Annotated in this window: 23 protein-coding genes; 22 read left to right on the forward strand and 1 reads right to left on the reverse strand. The window is 61.2% G+C overall.

Annotated features, from left to right (window positions below):
- Positions 1–97: 97 nt before the first annotated feature.
- The 19 genes from rplN to dsbD all read left to right on the forward strand — a co-directional run bounded on the left by rplN (position 98) and on the right by dsbD (position 11,332).
- The gene (gene rplN / locus AC07WS_RS03900) at positions 98–466 is read left to right on the forward strand and encodes a 50S ribosomal protein L14 (RefSeq protein ID WP_008444317.1); all 369 of its coding nucleotides are present in this window, start codon (positions 98–100) and stop codon (positions 464–466) included.
- A gap of 9 nt (positions 467–475) precedes the next feature.
- On the forward strand, positions 476–790 hold the full coding sequence (rplX, locus tag AC07WS_RS03905) for a 50S ribosomal protein L24 (protein ID WP_008444319.1): 315 nt from the start codon (positions 476–478) through the stop codon (positions 788–790).
- Positions 791–796: 6 nt separating this feature from the next.
- The gene (gene rplE / locus AC07WS_RS03910) at positions 797–1,336 is read left to right on the forward strand and encodes a 50S ribosomal protein L5 (protein ID WP_008444321.1); all 540 of its coding nucleotides are present in this window, start codon (positions 797–799) and stop codon (positions 1,334–1,336) included.
- Between the two features lie 7 nt (positions 1,337–1,343).
- Positions 1,344–1,649 (forward strand): 30S ribosomal protein S14, encoded by a 306-nt coding sequence (gene rpsN / locus AC07WS_RS03915; RefSeq protein ID WP_008444324.1) that lies wholly within the window; start codon positions 1,344–1,346, stop codon positions 1,647–1,649.
- 14 nt (positions 1,650–1,663) lie between these two features.
- Entirely contained in the window at positions 1,664–2,059 is a 396-nt protein-coding gene (rpsH, locus tag AC07WS_RS03920) for a 30S ribosomal protein S8 (protein WP_008444325.1), read from the forward strand.
- Between the two features lie 10 nt (positions 2,060–2,069).
- Positions 2,070–2,603 carry a 50S ribosomal protein L6 gene (rplF, locus tag AC07WS_RS03925; protein ID WP_494727784.1) on the forward strand — a complete coding sequence of 178 codons (534 nt, stop codon included), beginning with the start codon at positions 2,070–2,072 and terminating at the stop codon, positions 2,601–2,603.
- A 13-nt stretch (positions 2,604–2,616) separates the two neighbouring features.
- A complete protein-coding gene (gene rplR, locus AC07WS_RS03930; protein ID WP_090325886.1) occupies positions 2,617–2,979 on the forward strand; it encodes a 50S ribosomal protein L18 in 363 nt (120 codons plus the stop codon).
- A 9-nt stretch (positions 2,980–2,988) separates the two neighbouring features.
- Positions 2,989–3,507 carry a 30S ribosomal protein S5 gene (gene rpsE / locus AC07WS_RS03935; protein WP_008444331.1) on the forward strand — a complete coding sequence of 173 codons (519 nt, stop codon included), beginning with the start codon at positions 2,989–2,991 and terminating at the stop codon, positions 3,505–3,507.
- A gap of 10 nt (positions 3,508–3,517) precedes the next feature.
- A complete protein-coding gene (gene rpmD / locus AC07WS_RS03940; RefSeq protein WP_090325890.1) occupies positions 3,518–3,700 on the forward strand; it encodes a 50S ribosomal protein L30 in 183 nt (60 codons plus the stop codon).
- A 27-nt stretch (positions 3,701–3,727) separates the two neighbouring features.
- The gene (rplO, locus tag AC07WS_RS03945; protein WP_008444334.1) at positions 3,728–4,159 is read left to right on the forward strand and encodes a 50S ribosomal protein L15; all 432 of its coding nucleotides are present in this window, start codon (positions 3,728–3,730) and stop codon (positions 4,157–4,159) included.
- 32 nt (positions 4,160–4,191) lie between these two features.
- Positions 4,192–5,526 carry a preprotein translocase subunit SecY gene (secY, locus tag AC07WS_RS03950; RefSeq protein ID WP_494727785.1) on the forward strand — a complete coding sequence of 445 codons (1,335 nt, stop codon included), beginning with the start codon at positions 4,192–4,194 and terminating at the stop codon, positions 5,524–5,526.
- Between the two features lie 18 nt (positions 5,527–5,544).
- Positions 5,545–5,763, forward strand: a complete 219-nt coding sequence (gene infA, locus AC07WS_RS03955; protein WP_005663428.1) for a translation initiation factor IF-1 — start codon at positions 5,545–5,547, stop codon at positions 5,761–5,763.
- Positions 5,764–5,796: 33 nt separating this feature from the next.
- A complete protein-coding gene (rpmJ, locus tag AC07WS_RS03960) occupies positions 5,797–5,910 on the forward strand; it encodes a 50S ribosomal protein L36 (protein ID WP_005663407.1) in 114 nt (37 codons plus the stop codon).
- A 27-nt stretch (positions 5,911–5,937) separates the two neighbouring features.
- Positions 5,938–6,303 (forward strand): 30S ribosomal protein S13, encoded by a 366-nt coding sequence (rpsM, locus tag AC07WS_RS03965; RefSeq protein WP_019923475.1) that lies wholly within the window; start codon positions 5,938–5,940, stop codon positions 6,301–6,303.
- 14 nt (positions 6,304–6,317) lie between these two features.
- Positions 6,318–6,722 carry a 30S ribosomal protein S11 gene (gene rpsK / locus AC07WS_RS03970; RefSeq protein WP_008444339.1) on the forward strand — a complete coding sequence of 135 codons (405 nt, stop codon included), beginning with the start codon at positions 6,318–6,320 and terminating at the stop codon, positions 6,720–6,722.
- 223 nt (positions 6,723–6,945) lie between these two features.
- Positions 6,946–7,569, forward strand: coding sequence for a 30S ribosomal protein S4 (gene rpsD, locus AC07WS_RS03975; protein WP_117014455.1), 624 nt, complete (start codon positions 6,946–6,948; stop codon positions 7,567–7,569).
- Positions 7,570–7,680: 111 nt separating this feature from the next.
- Complete coding sequence (locus tag AC07WS_RS03980; protein ID WP_008444343.1) at positions 7,681–8,658, forward strand: DNA-directed RNA polymerase subunit alpha; 978 nt, start codon at positions 7,681–7,683, stop codon at positions 8,656–8,658.
- Between the two features lie 176 nt (positions 8,659–8,834).
- Entirely contained in the window at positions 8,835–9,233 is a 399-nt protein-coding gene (rplQ, locus tag AC07WS_RS03985) for a 50S ribosomal protein L17 (protein WP_008444345.1), read from the forward strand.
- A 137-nt stretch (positions 9,234–9,370) separates the two neighbouring features.
- Positions 9,371–11,332, forward strand: a complete 1,962-nt coding sequence (gene dsbD, locus AC07WS_RS03990) for a protein-disulfide reductase DsbD (RefSeq protein WP_494727786.1) — start codon at positions 9,371–9,373, stop codon at positions 11,330–11,332.
- A 5-nt stretch (positions 11,333–11,337) separates the two neighbouring features.
- On the opposite strand, the gene AC07WS_RS03995 is transcribed toward dsbD, so the two are convergent.
- Positions 11,338–11,835: a Spy/CpxP family protein refolding chaperone gene (locus AC07WS_RS03995; RefSeq protein ID WP_494727787.1), complete on the reverse strand. Its 498-nt coding sequence runs from the start codon at positions 11,833–11,835 to the stop codon at positions 11,338–11,340.
- A gap of 197 nt (positions 11,836–12,032) precedes the next feature.
- On the opposite strand from AC07WS_RS03995, the gene AC07WS_RS04000 reads away from it, so the two are divergent.
- From AC07WS_RS04000 to AC07WS_RS04010, 3 genes are all read left to right on the forward strand, one after another.
- Positions 12,033–12,761 carry a response regulator gene (locus AC07WS_RS04000; RefSeq protein ID WP_494727788.1) on the forward strand — a complete coding sequence of 243 codons (729 nt, stop codon included), beginning with the start codon at positions 12,033–12,035 and terminating at the stop codon, positions 12,759–12,761.
- Positions 12,758–14,116, forward strand: coding sequence for an ATP-binding protein (locus tag AC07WS_RS04005; protein ID WP_494727789.1), 1,359 nt, complete (start codon positions 12,758–12,760; stop codon positions 14,114–14,116). Before AC07WS_RS04000 ends, AC07WS_RS04005 begins: the two co-directional genes overlap by 4 nt.
- A 100-nt stretch (positions 14,117–14,216) precedes the next feature.
- On the forward strand, positions 14,217–15,359 hold the full coding sequence (locus tag AC07WS_RS04010; RefSeq protein WP_494727790.1) for an efflux RND transporter periplasmic adaptor subunit: 1,143 nt from the start codon (positions 14,217–14,219) through the stop codon (positions 15,357–15,359).
- Position 15,360: the final 1 nt, after the last annotated feature.

Here is a 15,360-nt window from a genome sequence, read left to right on the forward strand (position 1 = left end):
AAACAGTGCGCTCTGCTTGAGCGTTCTGGCGGGACCAAGACTGACCGCGGGTCCGCATTGTGTGGATTCTTCGGCTTAAGTTGGGAAAGAGAATACTATGATTCAAACTGAAAGCCGGCTCGAAGTGGCTGACAATACCGGTGCCAAAGAAGTCATGTGCATCAAGGTATTGGGCGGCTCCAAGCGCCGTTATGCTGGCATCGGCGACGTGATCAAGGTAACCGTTAAGGTTGCTGCCCCACGTGGTCGTGTCAAAAAAGGTGAAATTTATAACGCCGTGGTAGTGCGCACCGCTAAAGGTGTTCGCCGCCAAGACGGTTCCCTGGTGAAGTTCGACGGCAATGCCGCCGTTCTGTTGAACGCCAAGCTGGAACCGATCGGTACCCGTATTTTTGGACCAGTGACGCGCGAGCTGCGCACTGAAAAGTTCATGAAGATCGTGTCCCTGGCACCGGAAGTCCTGTAAGGAGTCGTAATGGATAAGATTCGTAAAAACGACGAAGTCATCGTTCTGACCGGGAAAGACAAGGGCAAGCGTGGCGTCGTTCAGCAGCGTATCGATGCTGAGCACGTCGTGGTTGAAGGCGTCAACGTCGCTAAAAAAGCGACCAAGCCTAACCCAATGACTGGCGTACAAGGTGGTATCGTCGATAAGACTATGCCGATTCACGTGTCCAACGTTGCATTGTTCAATGCAGCGACTGGCAAGGCAGACCGTGTCGGTTTCAAAGAAGTGGATGGCAAAAAAGTCCGCGTCTTCAAATCGTCCGGCGAAGTAGTGAAGGCTTAAGAAATCATGGCACGTCTCCAAGAATTCTATAAAGAAAAAGTCGTCGCCGACCTGACCGCGAAATTCGGTTACAAGTCGGTGATGGAAGTTCCACGTCTGACCAAGATCACCCTGAACATGGGTGTGGGTGAGGCCATCGCGGACAAGAAAGTCCTTGAGCACGCTGTTGGCGATCTGACCAAGATCGCCGGCCAGAAGCCAGTGACCACCAAGTCGCGCAAAGCTATCGCGGGTTTCAAGATCCGTGAAGGCTACCCGATCGGTACCATGGTGACCCTGCGCGGCGCTCGCATGTACGAGTTCCTGGATCGCTTCATCACCGTGGCTCTGCCGCGCGTGCGCGATTTCCGTGGTGTCAATGGCCGTTCGTTCGATGGTCGTGGTAACTACAACATCGGCGTGAAAGAGCAGATCATCTTCCCGGAAATCGAGTACGACAAGATCGATGCGCTGCGTGGTATGAACATTTCGATCACCACCACCGCCAAGACCGACGACGAAGCGAAAGCTCTGCTCGCCGCCTTTAAATTCCCGTTCAGGAACTAAGAAGATCATGGCAAAACTCGCACTGATTAACCGTGAGCAGAAACGCGTCGACCTGGCAAACAAGTTTGCCGCCAAGCGCGCCTCGCTGAAGGCCATCATTGATGACCAGTCGAAGTCGGAAGAAGAACGTTACGAAGCGCGCCTGAAGCTGCAAGCGCTGCCACGTAACTCGGCTCCGACCCGCCAGCGTAACCGCTGCGCCGTCACCGGTCGTCCACGCGGCACCTTCCGTAAATTCGGTCTGGGCCGTATCAAGCTCCGTGAATTCGCCATGCGTGGTGAGATCCCGGGTATGACTAAAGCAAGCTGGTAATAGGAGAATATGCAATGAGTATGAGCGATCCTATCGCCGATATGCTGACCCGCATTCGTAACGCCCAAGGCGTGCAAAAGACGACCGTGGCCATGCCATCGTCGAAAGTTAAAATTGCGATTGCCAACGTCCTCAAGGACGAGGGTTACATTGAAGATTTCGCCGTAGCCGAAGCTGGTGGCAAAGCGGAACTGAAAATCGGTTTGAAGTATTATGTTGGCCGTCCCGTCATTGAGCGCCTTGAGCGCGTGTCCCGTCCGGGCCTGCGCGTGTACAAGGGCAAAGACGAGATCCCTACTGTGATGAATGGCTTGGGTGTGGCGATCGTGTCGACTCCGCAAGGCGTCATGACTGACCGCAAAGCACGCGCTACCGGTGTCGGCGGCGAAGTTATTTGCTACGTCGCATAAGGAGTTAGACATGTCTCGTGTAGCTAAAATGCCAATCGCTGTGCCAGCTGGCGCTGATGTCGCCATCTCCGCGCAAGCGATCACCGTCAAGGGCCCGCTGGGCGTCCTGACCCAGGCCCTGAACGGCCTGGTCAAGGTGGAAAACAATGCAGGAACCCTGAATTTCGAACCGGCTAACGACAGCCGCGAAGCCAATGCCATGTCCGGCACGCTGCGCGCCCTGGTCAACAACATGGTTACCGGCGTCACCAAGGGTTTCGAGAAAAAGCTGAACCTGGTCGGTGTGGGTTACAAGGCGCAAGCGCAAGGCGACAAGCTGAATCTGTCGCTGGGCTTCTCGCACCCTGTCGTGCACGCCATGCCAGCCGGCGTCACCTGCGCTACCGCAACGCCGACGGAGATCATCATCAAAGGGATCGACCGTCAGCAAGTGGGCCAAGTGGCTGCTGAAGTTCGCGCTTACCGCTCCCCTGAGCCTTACAAGGGCAAGGGCGTCCGTTATTCGGACGAAGTGGTTAAGATTAAAGAAACCAAGAAGAAGTAACTAGGGGCTGACGATGGACAAGAAAGAATCACGTCTGCGCCGCGGACGCCAAACCCGGATCAAGATCGCGCAACAGAAAGTGAACCGCCTGTCGGTACACCGCACCAATCTGCATATCTACGCGAACCTGATCTCGCCGGATGCCAAAGTACTGGTATCGGCCTCCACGGCAGAAGTCGAAGTGCGCAACGAACTGGCTGGCAAATCGGGCAAGGGCGGCAACGCCGCTGCTGCCGCGATCGTCGGCAAGCGCGTCGCAGAGAAAGCACTGAAAGCAGGGATTACCGAAGTCGCGTTCGACCGCTCCGGTTTCCGTTACCACGGCCGTGTGAAGGCGCTGGCAGAAGCCGCGCGCGAAGCCGGTCTGAAGTTCTAAGGAACGATCATGGCAAAAATGCAAGCAAAAATGGCAAGCGACAAGCCGGATGACGGCATGCGCGAAAAAATGATCGCGATCAACCGCGTGACCAAAGTGGTCAAGGGTGGTCGTATCATGGGTTTCGCCGCGCTGACCGTAGTTGGTGACGGCGATGGCCGCATCGGCATGGGCAAGGGCAAGTCGAAGGAAGTCCCAGTGGGTGTGCAGAAGGCAATGGAAGAAGCCCGCCGCAACCTGATCAAGGTCTCCCTGAAGAACGGCACCCTGCAGCACACCGTTACCGGCCGTCACGGCGCATCGAAAGTGATGATGTCGCCTGCGAAACCAGGTACCGGCGTCATCGCTGGCGGCGCAATGCGGGCGATCTTCGAAGTAATGGGCGTGACCGACGTCGTGGCGAAATCCACCGGCTCGAGCAACCCTTACAACCTGGTGCGCGCCACGCTGGATGGTCTGGCAAAAATGAGTACTCCTGCTGAGATTGCTGCCAAGCGCGGCAAGTCGGTAGAAGAGATCCTGGGCTAAGGTGGACATTATGACAACTAAAACCGTCAAAGTACAATTGGTCAAGGGCTTGATCGGCACGCGTGAAGACCACCGTGCCACCGTTCGCGGTCTGGGCCTGCGTCGCGTCAACTCGGTCTCCGAGCTGCAAGACACCCCGTCCGTGCGCGGCATGATCAACAAAGTCTCGTACCTCGTTAAAGTAGTTGCGTAAGCCCTCGGGCTTACACACGGAGAAATCATGGAACTGAATACCATACAACCAGCCGATGGCGCCAAGCACTACAAGCGTCGCGTCGGCCGCGGTATCGGCTCCGGTCTGGGTAAAACCTCGGGCCGTGGTCACAAGGGTCAAAAATCGCGTTCGGGCGGCTTCCACAAAGTCGGTTTCGAAGGCGGTCAGATGCCTCTGCAACGCCGTCTGCCTAAGCGCGGTTTCAAGTCGCTCAACGCCACCTTCAAAGCTGAAGTGCGCCTGTCCGACCTGAACAACCTGGCCGTCGGCGATGTCGACATCCTGGTGCTCAAGCAAGCTGGCGTACTGAGCGTGCTGGCACGCGACGTGCGCGTCATTCTGTCCGGCGAGATCACCAAAGCGGTGAACCTCAAAGGCCTGAAAGTGACCGCTGGCGCGAAAGCCGCCATCGAAGCAGCCGGCGGCTCGGTAGCCTGAGTTGACCGCTAACAGCTTGATCGGAGCGAAAATTGGCGACTAATCCACAATTGGCTAAAAGTGCAGCAGCTGGTTTCCCTTGGGGCCGGCTCTGGTTCTTGCTTGGCGCATTGGTGGTTTATCGTATCGGCGCTCACATCCCGGTTCCCGGGATCGATCCGGTACAATTGGCCTCGCTGTTCAAGTCGCAAGAGGGCGGCATCCTGGGCATGTTGAACATGTTCAGCGGTGGCGCTCTGGCGCGCTTCACAGTCTTTGCGCTGGGTATCACGCCTTACATCTCGGCCTCGATCATCATGCAACTGGTGTCGATCGTCTCGCCGCAGATGGAAGCGCTCAAAAAAGAAGGCGAAGCAGGCCGTCGCAAGATCACCCAGTACACCCGGTATTTCACGGTGGTGCTGGCAACGTTCCAAGCGCTGGGCATTGCAGTCGCACTGGAGTCGCAAGCAGGTCTGGTGCTGGATCCAGGCTATGCATTCCGTTTCGTGACGGTCGTTACGCTGTTGACCGGAACCATGTTCGTGATGTGGTTGGGCGAGCAGATTACCGAGCGCGGTCTCGGTAACGGCATCTCGATCATCATCTTCGCGGGTATCGCCGCCGGTCTGCCGGGCGCGCTGGGAGGCCTGGCCTCGTCGGTGAGCAACGGTTCGATCGGTGCCTTGTCCGCGATCATCATCATGATCCTGGTTGTGGCGGTGACGTTCTTCGTAGTGTTTGTCGAACGTGGCCAACGCAAGATTCTGGTGAACTACGCGAAACGCCAGGTGGGTAACAAGATTTACGGTGGACAAACGTCGCACCTGCCATTGAAGTTGAATATGGCCGGCGTGATCCCACCGATCTTCGCTTCGTCGATTATCTTGTTCCCGGCCACGATCGTGGGCTGGTTTACGGCGGGCGCCGATACGGCCAACCCGGTGGTCCGGTTCCTGAAAGATTTGGCTGCATCGATGGGGCCAGGCGAGCCCATCCACGCACTGTTGTACGCCATTGCGATCGTGTTTTTCTGTTTCTTCTATACAGCGCTGGTCTTCAACAGCAAGGAAACAGCGGACAACTTGAAGAAGAGCGGGGCCTTTGTGCCAGGGATACGTCCCGGTGAGCAGACTGCCCGCTACATCGACAAGATCCTGACACGTTTGACACTGGCTGGCGCCATCTACATCACTTTGGTGTGTTTGTTGCCGGAATTCATGCAAGCCGAGTGGAAAGTACCGTTCTATTTCGGCGGCACTTCTCTGTTGATTATTGTGGTTGTTACCATGGATTTCATGGCGCAAGTGCAAAACTACGTGATGTCGCAGCAATATGAATCGCTGCTGCGCAAAGCAAATTTCAAGGGCGGAATTCCGACGCGATAAGCGCGGTAAACATACCGAATGGCAAAAGACGACGTCATACAGATGCAGGGCGAGATTCTTGAGAATCTCCCGAATGCAACATTTCGAGTGAAGCTGGAAAACGGACACGTGGTGCTCGGGCATATTTCGGGTAAAATGCGGATGAACTATATCCGCATTCTTCCTGGCGACAAGGTGACGGTAGAGCTGACACCTTACGACCTGAGCCGCGCACGCATCGTGTTCCGGACCAAGTAACTATAGATAATCGAACCAAGAAGAGAGAGCAAAATGAAAGTTAACGCCTCAGTCAAGCGGATCTGCCGCAACTGCAAGATCATCAAGCGCAAGGGCGTTGTTCGCGTAATCTGCGTCGAACCACGTCACAAGCAGCGTCAAGGTTAATAACCGTTATTTATCGAGGAATAACGAATGGCACGTATTGCAGGGGTTAATATCCCAAATCATCAGCACACCGTTATCGGCCTGACGGCCATCTACGGTGTAGGCCGTCCACGCGCAAAGTTCATCTGCGCCGCGACGGGTATTGCGACCGATAAAAAGGTCAAAGATCTGGACGACAGCGAACTGGAAAAACTGCGCGATGAAGTAGCTAAATTCATCGTCGAAGGCGATCTGCGTCGTGAGCTGTCCATGAACATCAAGCGTTTGATGGATCTGGGTTGCTACCGCGGTATGCGTCACCGTAAGGGCCTGCCGGTCCGCGGCCAACGCACCCGCACCAATGCACGTACCCGCAAGGGCCCGCGCAAAGCCGCTCAATCGCTCAAGAAATAATCTAGGGAAATCACATGGCTAAGCAACAAAGCAGCGCAGCAGCAGCGCGCGTACGCAAGAAGGTCAAGAAGAACGTTGCCGAAGGTATCGCGCACGTTCACGCTTCCTTCAACAACACCATCATTACCATCACCGACCGTCAGGGCAACGCTCTGTCGTGGGCGACCTCCGGTGGTGCTGGCTTCAAGGGTTCGCGTAAATCGACCCCGTTCGCAGCGCAGGTTGCGGCCGAAGCAGCTGGTAAAGTCGCAGTCGAATGCGGCGTGAAGAACCTGGAAGTGCGTATCAAGGGCCCTGGTCCTGGTCGTGAATCCGCAGTGCGCGCACTGAACAACCTGGGCATCAAGATCACCGAGATCCAGGACGTTACCCCAGTTCCGCACAACGGCTGCCGTCCTCCAAAACGTCGTCGTATCTAAGAGTCCGGTCGGCGGCGAAGCTTGCTTCGCCTCCTTCCGACTTGCAGAAATCGCTGGAGCAGGAGACCGGAAACGGTTATACTGCCCGGCTGTTGTCGCCTGTCGAACGCAGTTCGGCGGGTTATTCGCATTTTAGCCACCGTCTGGCCCACCCTGAGGATCAGACTAGCGCCTAACCATGTCACCGTGGCTGGGGCGTTATTATTTAAAAAAAGGAAGCATCGTGGCACGTTATATCGGACCTAAAGCAAAACTCTCCCGCCGTGAAGGTACTGACCTGTTCCTGAAGAGCGCACGCCGCTCGCTGGACAGCAAGTGCAAACTGGACGTCAAGCCAGGCCAGCACGGCGTCAAGTCGGGTGCCCGCACCTCGGACTACGGCAACCAGCTGCGCGAAAAGCAAAAAGTCAAGCGTATGTACGGCGTGCTGGAACGTCAGTTCCGTCGCTACTTCGCAGAAGCCGACCGCCGCAAGGGCAACACCGGCGAAACCCTGCTGAAGCTGCTGGAAACCCGCCTGGACAACGTTGCATACCGCATGGGCTTCGGCTCGACCCGCGCTGAAGCGCGTCAGCTGGTATCGCACAAGGCCTTCACCGTGAACGGCCAGGTCGTGAACATCGCTTCGTACGCCGTTAAGGTTGGCGACGTCATCGCCGTGCGCGAAAAGTCGAAGAAGCAAGTGCGTATCCTGGAAGCGCTGTCGCTGGCTGAACAAGTTGGCATGCCAGCTTGGGTGTCGGTCGATGCCAAGAAAATGGAAGGCACCTTCAAGTCCCTGCCAGAGCGCAACGAGATCGCCAACGACGTCAACGAATCGCTGATCGTCGAACTGTACTCGCGTTAATCTGTAGTCTAAGTAGCACCAAAACCCGCCCGCTGTGACCAGCGGGCGTTTTCACTAATGCCATCAGCCTTATCGGCCTAACGCGCCGAGGGTATTGAAAAGGACATTTACATGCAAAACAGTCTGTTGAAGCCACGTATTATCGATGTAGAGGCGCTGGGCGCCGGCCACGCTAAAGTAGTGATGGAGCCGTTCGAACGCGGCTATGGCCATACATTGGGTAATGCGCTGCGCCGCGTGCTGCTGTCGTCGATGGTGGGCTACGCGCCGACCGAAGTGACGATCGCGGGCGTTGTACACGAATACTCGTCGCTCGACGGCGTCCAGGAAGACGTCGTTGACCTGCTGCTGAACCTGAAGGGCGTGGTCTTCAAAGTCCACAACCGTGACTCCGTCACCCTGACCCTGAAAAAGGAAGGCGAAGGCGCCATCCTGGCTTCGGACATCGATCTGCCACACGACGTGGAACTGATCAACCCGGACCACGTGATCGCCCACCTGACCGCCGGCGGCAAGCTGGACATGCAGATCAAAGTCGAAAAAGGCCGTGGCTATGTGCCAGGTAACGTTCGCCGCCTGTCCGAAGACACCAACAAGACCATCGGCCGCATCATTCTGGATGCGTCGTTCTCGCCGGTGCGCCGCGTTTCCTACTTCGTCGAGTCCGCTCGCGTGGAACAGCGTACCGACCTGGACAAGCTGATCATCAACATCGAAACCAACGGCGTCATCTCGCCGGAAGAAGCGATCCGTCAATCGGCCCGCGTGCTGGTCGATCAACTGAACGTGTTCGCCGCCCTGGAAGGCACCGAAGCCGCCGCCGAAGCGCCTTCGCGCGCACCGCTGGTCGATCCTATCCTGCTGCGTCCAGTGGACGACCTGGAACTGACCGTGCGTTCGGCCAACTGCCTGAAAGCGGAAAACATCTACTACATCGGCGACCTGATCCAGCGTTCGGAAAACGAACTGCTGAAGACGCCGAACCTGGGCCGCAAGTCCCTGAACGAAATCAAGGAAGTGCTGGCTTCCCGCGGCCTGACCCTGGGCATGAAGCTGGAAAACTGGCCGCCTGCTGGTCTGGAAAAATAACAGATTGGGCGACAGTGCTGGACATCGCGCAGCGATGTTCTGCCCTGTTGCCAACTGATTTGCTGTACCCGCCCGCTACATGTCGTAGCGGGCGTATATCCCTAGAACCGGTCCGCGCTCGCCGTCAAACGTGAGCGATCGAAGAACTCGGATTTAAACACCTGAAAGGAAGTACCATGCGTCACCGTCACGGCCTCCGTAAACTGAATCGTACCTCGTCCCACCGTCTGGCAATGCTGCGCAACATGACCGTTTCCCTGCTGCGTCATGAAGCCATCAAGACCACGCTGCCAAAAGCTAAAGAACTGCGCCGCGTAGTCGAGCCTATCCTGACCCTGGGCAAGACCGACACCCTGGCTAACAAGCGTCTGGCATTCTCCCGCCTGCGCGATCGTGAAATGGTTCTGAAGCTGTTCGCAGAACTGGGCCCACGCTACGCAAACCGCAACGGCGGCTACCTGCGCATCCTGAAAATGGGTTTCCGTGTTGGCGACAACGCTCCTATGGCTTACGTTGAGCTGATGGACCGTCCAGAAGTCACCGACATCGACGCAGCACCAACCGCAGAAGAGTAATCTTCGCAGTTGTCACCGCGTTACGAAGAAGCCAGGCTCTGCCTGGCTTTTTTTATGGCCGGGCTTAAGGCGGCCCTCAGGCGCAAAAACTAAGCCAGGTGTACTATGCTGGTGCTCGTTTCGTCGAAAGAAAACCCATGCTGCGTATTGCCCGCCTACTCATGCCCTTGCTGTCGCTGATCGCCCTGTTGATGGCGCGCCCCGCGCTGGCCGACGACGGCTTCCTGGAGCCCGATGCCGCCTTCCGCTTCTCGGCCCGCATGGTCGACGGCCACACGCTGTCGGTCAGCTTCCAGATCGCCGACGGCTACTATATGTACCGCGAGCGCTTCAAGTTCAGCGCCGCCGGCGCCAGGCTGGGCGCGCTGTCCATCCCGGCCGGCACCGTGCACTTCGACGAGACGTTCCAGAAGAACGTGGAAACCTACCGCAAGACCGTCACCATGACCATGCCGGTCGAGGCCGATGGACCGTTCACGCTGATGGCCGTCGGCCAGGGCTGCTCGGACAAGGGCTTGTGCTACGCGCCCCAGGATTACAAGGCCTCGCTGGTCGGCAGCGGATCGGTGCCGCTGCCCGCAGCGCCCACCGCGCCGGCAGCCGCCAAGTCTGCCGCGCCGGCTGCCGCGACTACCGCCAGCCCCGCCGTCAACGCGCCAGCGGCCGTGGCCGCCGCAGCGGCTCCGGCTGCGCCGGCCGTCAGCGCAAGCCCCGCAGCGACCGTGGCGGTCGGCGAGGGCAAACCCGCGCCGCTGACGCCGGGCGTCACCATCCGCGCCATTCCCGTGCCGGCCACCACCATCCTGCCGCCGCTGAATCCGCCGCCCGCCGCCGCGGCGCCGGCCGACGATGCCGGCCGCCTTGAAGCGGCGCTCAAGTCCGGCCGGCTGTTGCTGATCCTGCCGCTGTTCGCCCTGCTGGGCCTGGGTCTGTCGTTCACCCCATGCGTGCTGCCGATGGTGCCCATCCTGTCGTCCATCATCGTCGGCGAAGGGGCCAACACCAGCCGCGGGCGCGGGCTGCTGCTGTCGGTGGCGTACTCGCTCGGCATGGCCATCGTCTACACCGCGCTGGGCGTGGGCGCCGGCCTGGCGGGCGCAGGCCTGGCCGCCGCGCTGCAGAACGCCTGGGTGCTGGGCGCCTTCGCCTTGCTGATGGGCGGGCTGTCGCTGTCGATGTTCGGCTACTACGAGCTGCAGGTGCCGGCCGCGCTGCAATCGAAACTGAGCACCGTGTCGAACCGCCAGGCTTCCGGCAAGCTGGCCGGCGTGTTCGTGATGGGCGCGATCTCCGCGCTGATCGTCGGCCCGTGCGTGGCCGCGCCGCTGGCCGCCGCGCTGCTGTACATCAGCCAAAGCCGCGACGTCGTCATCGGCGGCAGCGCGCTGTTCGCGATGGCGGTCGGCATGAGCGTGCCCCTGATGCTGGTCGGCGTGTCGGCCGGTACCTTGCTGCCGCGCGCCGGCATGTGGATGGACGCCGTCAAGCGCTTCTTCGGCGTGCTGATGCTGGCGATGGGCTGGTGGCTGGTTTCGCCGGTGCTGCCGCCCGCCGTGCAGATGATGGGCTGGGTGGTGCTGCTGACCGGCTACGGCGTCTACCTGCTGGCGCACCGCGGCAAGTGGATGGCCAAGTCGGTTGGCGTCATCGCCGCCGTGCTGGGCCTGATGCAGCTGGTGGGCGTGGCCAGCGGCGGACGCGATCCGCTGGCGCCGCTGGCTCACCTGCGCGGCAAGCATGAAACGCTGCCGTTCCAGCGCATCAAGACCGTGCAGCAGCTCGATACGCTGCTGGCGCAGACCAACGGCCGCACCGTCATGCTGGACTTCTATGCCGACTGGTGCGTGTCCTGCAAGGAAATGGAAAAGCTGACCTTCGTCGATCCGCAGGTGCGCGCCAAGCTGGCCAACAGCCTGCTGCTGCAGGTGGACGTGACCGCCAACGACGCCGACGACAAGGCCATGCTGAAGCGCTTCGGCCTGTTCGGCCCGCCGGGCATCATCCTGTTCGACCAGCAGGGCAGGGAAATCGACGGCGCCCGCGTCATCGGCTTCCAGGATGCGGCCAGGTTCAGCGCATCGCTGGCGCGGCTGAACTGATCGGCTCAGCCCTGGTGGCTGTGCCAGCCGCCGCGCGGACCCGCTTGGCCGCCATGCGCGCCGCCCCGCGTATGGTCGTCGAAGATGGCTTTCTGCTCGGCCGTCAGCTGGCTGTAGAAGGCCGTCAGCGCGGCCAGGTGTGCTTCCATTTTGGCCTGGCGCTGCTTGCTCAGGTCGAGCATCTTGGCCAGCCGGTCAGGCGCCGACATCTTGGCGATGGCCTCGCGATCCGGCAGCATGCCGCCGGTCGCGGCCGGCGCGATGGCGGCCTGATAGGTGGCCCATGCCGACTCCTGCTGCGCCGTCAGCTTCAGCAGGTCATGCAGCTTGGCCTGGCGCTTGGCGAACATCTCCGCCATCTTCGCCTGCATCTGCTCGCGGTTGACGGCGGCGCCGTGGCGGCCGGCCGGAGGCGCCGCGTTGTCGGCCTGCGCTTGCGCCTGCGTGGCCGCCATGCCCAGAACGGTAAAACCGATCAATATGCTTTTGCGTAAGACGTTCATGGTCGTTCCTCTATTGTTGAAAGTTGAATATCGCGATGCCGCCGGCAGCGCGCTTGACCCCATAGTGGCAGCGCAAGGTTGCCACCAAGTTTCGCAGTTTGCGGATTTTGTATCCAGATGTTTCGCCACTGGGGGGATATACAAGACGATACAATTGGTGATTGGTCACGCACCGGCTAACTGGGGATAATTAGCGCATGGAACCCACATCAACTATCTTGATCGTCGACGACGATCGCGACATCCGCACCCTGCTGGCCGACTACCTCGAATCGAACGGCTACCGCGCCCTGTGCGCGGCCGACGGCGCCGCCATGTGGAAGCTGCTGGACGAAGGCCGGCCCGAACTGGTCGTGCTCGACCTCAACCTGCCCGGCGACGACGGCCTGACCCTGTGCCGCAAACTGCGCGCCCACTCCACGCTGCCGGTCATCATGCTCACCGCCCGCAACGAGCCGCTGGACCGCATCCTCGGCCTGGAAATGGGCGCCGACGACTACCTGCCCAAACCGTTCGAGCCGCGCGAGCTGCTGGCGCGCATCCGCAGCGTCCTGCGGCGCAGCAACGCCATGCCGGTCGGCAGCGGCGCCGAGAAGGCGCAGCAGATGCGCTTCTCCGGCTGGACGCTGGACCTGACCGCGCGCCACCTGCTCAACCCGGACGGCATCGTCATCATGCTGTCGGGCGCCGAGTTCCGTCTGCTCAAGGTCTTCCTCGAGCATCCGAACCGCGTGCTCAACCGCGACCAGCTGCTCAACCTGACCCAGGGCCGCGACGCCGATCCCTTCGACCGCTCGATCGACATCCAGATCAGCCGCCTGCGCCAGAAGCTGGGCGAGGACGCGCGCCTGCCGCAAATCATCAAGACCGTGCGCAACGGCGGCTACGTGCTGGCCGGCACCGTCACCGTGGAGCCGCAGGCGTGAAAGCTTTTTTCGGCTCGATGACAGGGCGCGTGTTCCTGATCCTGCTGCTCGGCATTGTCGCCTCGGCGGCGCTGACCCAGTGGCTGGCGGTGGGCGAGCGCGTGCGCGCGCTGGAGCGCTACCGCGACTTCCACGCGCTCGAGCGCGCCGAACAATTGATCACCACCGCCGACGTGCTGCCCGAGGCCTCGCGCCCGACCTACCTGCGCATGGCCACCCGCGGCACCGTCAAGCTGCAGGCCACCGATGCGCCATGGGCCGCCGCCGCCTTGCCGCCGTCCGAATTCTCCGCCACCTTGCAGCAGCGCCTGGGCGACGGCTACAAGCTGGCCCCGCTGGCCGAGCACCCGGCCGCGTGCGACCTGCCGCGCAAGAGCAGCAACATCTTCGCGCCCAGCCAATGGCGCGGCACCTGCGAGACCATGAACGTGCGCCTGCACGACGGCCAGGTGCTCAAGCTGTCGGTGCTGCCGCCGCGCGCGCCGCCGCCGTCCGGCCATAGCGAACTGCTGGCCATCCTGCCCTTCCTGTTCTGCATCGCCGCGCTGGCCTACCTGGTCACGCGCATGACGGTGCGTCCGCTCAAGCGGCTGGCGCAGGCCGCCAAGGACCTGGGCAACGACATCAACCACGCGCCGGTCGCGCTGAGCGGCGCGGTCGAGATCCGCCAGGCCAGCGCCGCCTTCAACGCCATGCAGGCGCGCATCCGCCAGCACATCATGCAGCGCACGCAGATGCTGGCCGCCATCACCCACGACCTGCAGACGCCGCTGACCCGCCTGCGCCTGCGGCTGGAAAAAGTCAGCGACCAGGAGCTGCAGCAGCGCCTGATCGACGACCTGTCGGCCATGCAGCAGATGGTCAAGGAAGGCCTGGACCTGGCGCGCAGCATGGACACCACCGAGACCATGCAGGCGCTCGACCTGGACGCGCTGCTCGACAGCGTCTGCAGCGACGCCACCGACGGCGGCCAGCAGGTCGAACTGCGCGGGCGCGCGGCGATGGCGCTGATGGGCCGGCCGCTGGCGATACGCCGCTGCCTGGTCAACCTGATCGACAACGCCGTCAAGTACGGCCACTACGCCAACGTCAGCGTCGAACGCATGGTGGGCGCGGCGCGCATCCGCATCCGCGACGGCGGCCCCGGCATCGACCAGGACCAGATGGCGCGCGTGTTCGAACCGTTCTACCGCATCGAAACCTCGCGCTCGCGCGAGTCCGGCGGCACCGGCCTGGGGCTGACCATCGCCCGCAACATCGCCGAACAACACGGCGCCAACGTCATGCTGGCCAACCACGCCGAGGGTGGCCTGGAGGTGACGCTGATCGTGCCGGAATACTACGCCGGCGCCTGATCGCCGCAAGGCGCGGTTTTTCCAGTAAATACTGTGCGACAATATTCCGCCTTATGCACGGCGGCAATGTTTTTCGACAGTAAACCTAGTTTAAAAAATAATGAAAAAATCTTCCTTAGCTTTTCTGGTCGGCGCCATTGCCGTGGTCGGCGGTGGCGTCTGGTACGCGACGCATCAAACGGCTGACGCGCCGAAAGGGCAGGGCCAGGGCCAGCAGGGCCCGACCACCGTCAGCGTGATCGCGCCGGTGCGCCAGGATGTGCCCGTGGTGCTGCAGGCCAACGGCACCGTCACGCCGATCAGCACGGTGGACCTGCATCCGCAAACCACCAGCACCATCGCCAAGGTGCACATCAAGGAAGGGCAGTTCGTCAAATCGGGCGAGCTGATGTTCACGCTGGACGACCGCAGCGAGCGCGCCAACCTCGACAAGGCGCAGGCCCAGGTCGCGCGCGACCAGGCCGCGCTGGCCGACTACGAGCGCCAGTACAAGCGCGCCCAGGAACTGCTGGCCAAGAGCTTCATCGCCCAGGGCGCGGTCGACACCCTGAAGAGCCAGGTCGACTCGGCGCGCGCGCTGCTGCAGGCCGACGTCGCCGCCGCCCGCTCGGTGGGCGTGGACGCCAGCTACACCGCGATCCGCTCGCCGATGAACGGCCGCGTCGGCGCCATCAACGTCTATCCGGGCAGCCTGGTGCAGCTGGCCACGTCGCTCACCACCGTCACCCAGCTCGATCCGATCAACGTCTCCTTCACGCTGCCGGAGTCGGCGCTGTCCGGCCTGCTGCAGGCGCAGCGTGAGGGCGCGGTACCGGTCACGGTGGTGCAGGGCGGCGGCCAGGAGATCAGCGGCGCGCTCAGCTTCATCGACAACACGGTCGACCCGGTCGCCGGCGTGATCCGCGTGAAGGCCCAGTTCGACAACAAGGACACCAAACTGTGGCCGGGCCAGTACGTCAACACCAAACTGGTCTCGCAGGTGTTGAAGGACGCGATGGTGATCCCGCAGAACGCCATCATCAGCAACACGCGCGGCACCTTCATCTACGCGGTCGACGCCGAGCACGCCGCCAAGGTGGTCAACATCAAGCGCCTGTATTCGTTCGGCGAGAACGCCGCCGTGTCCGGCCTGAGCGGCAGCGAGCAGGTCATCGTCGACGGCAAGCAGAACCTGCGGCCGGGCGGCAAGGTGCGCGTCGCCGGCGCCGACAAGCCCGCCGACACGACCAAGCAGAAAGGCTGAG

The organism is Duganella sp. GW821-FHT01E12 (assembly GCF_059422325.1).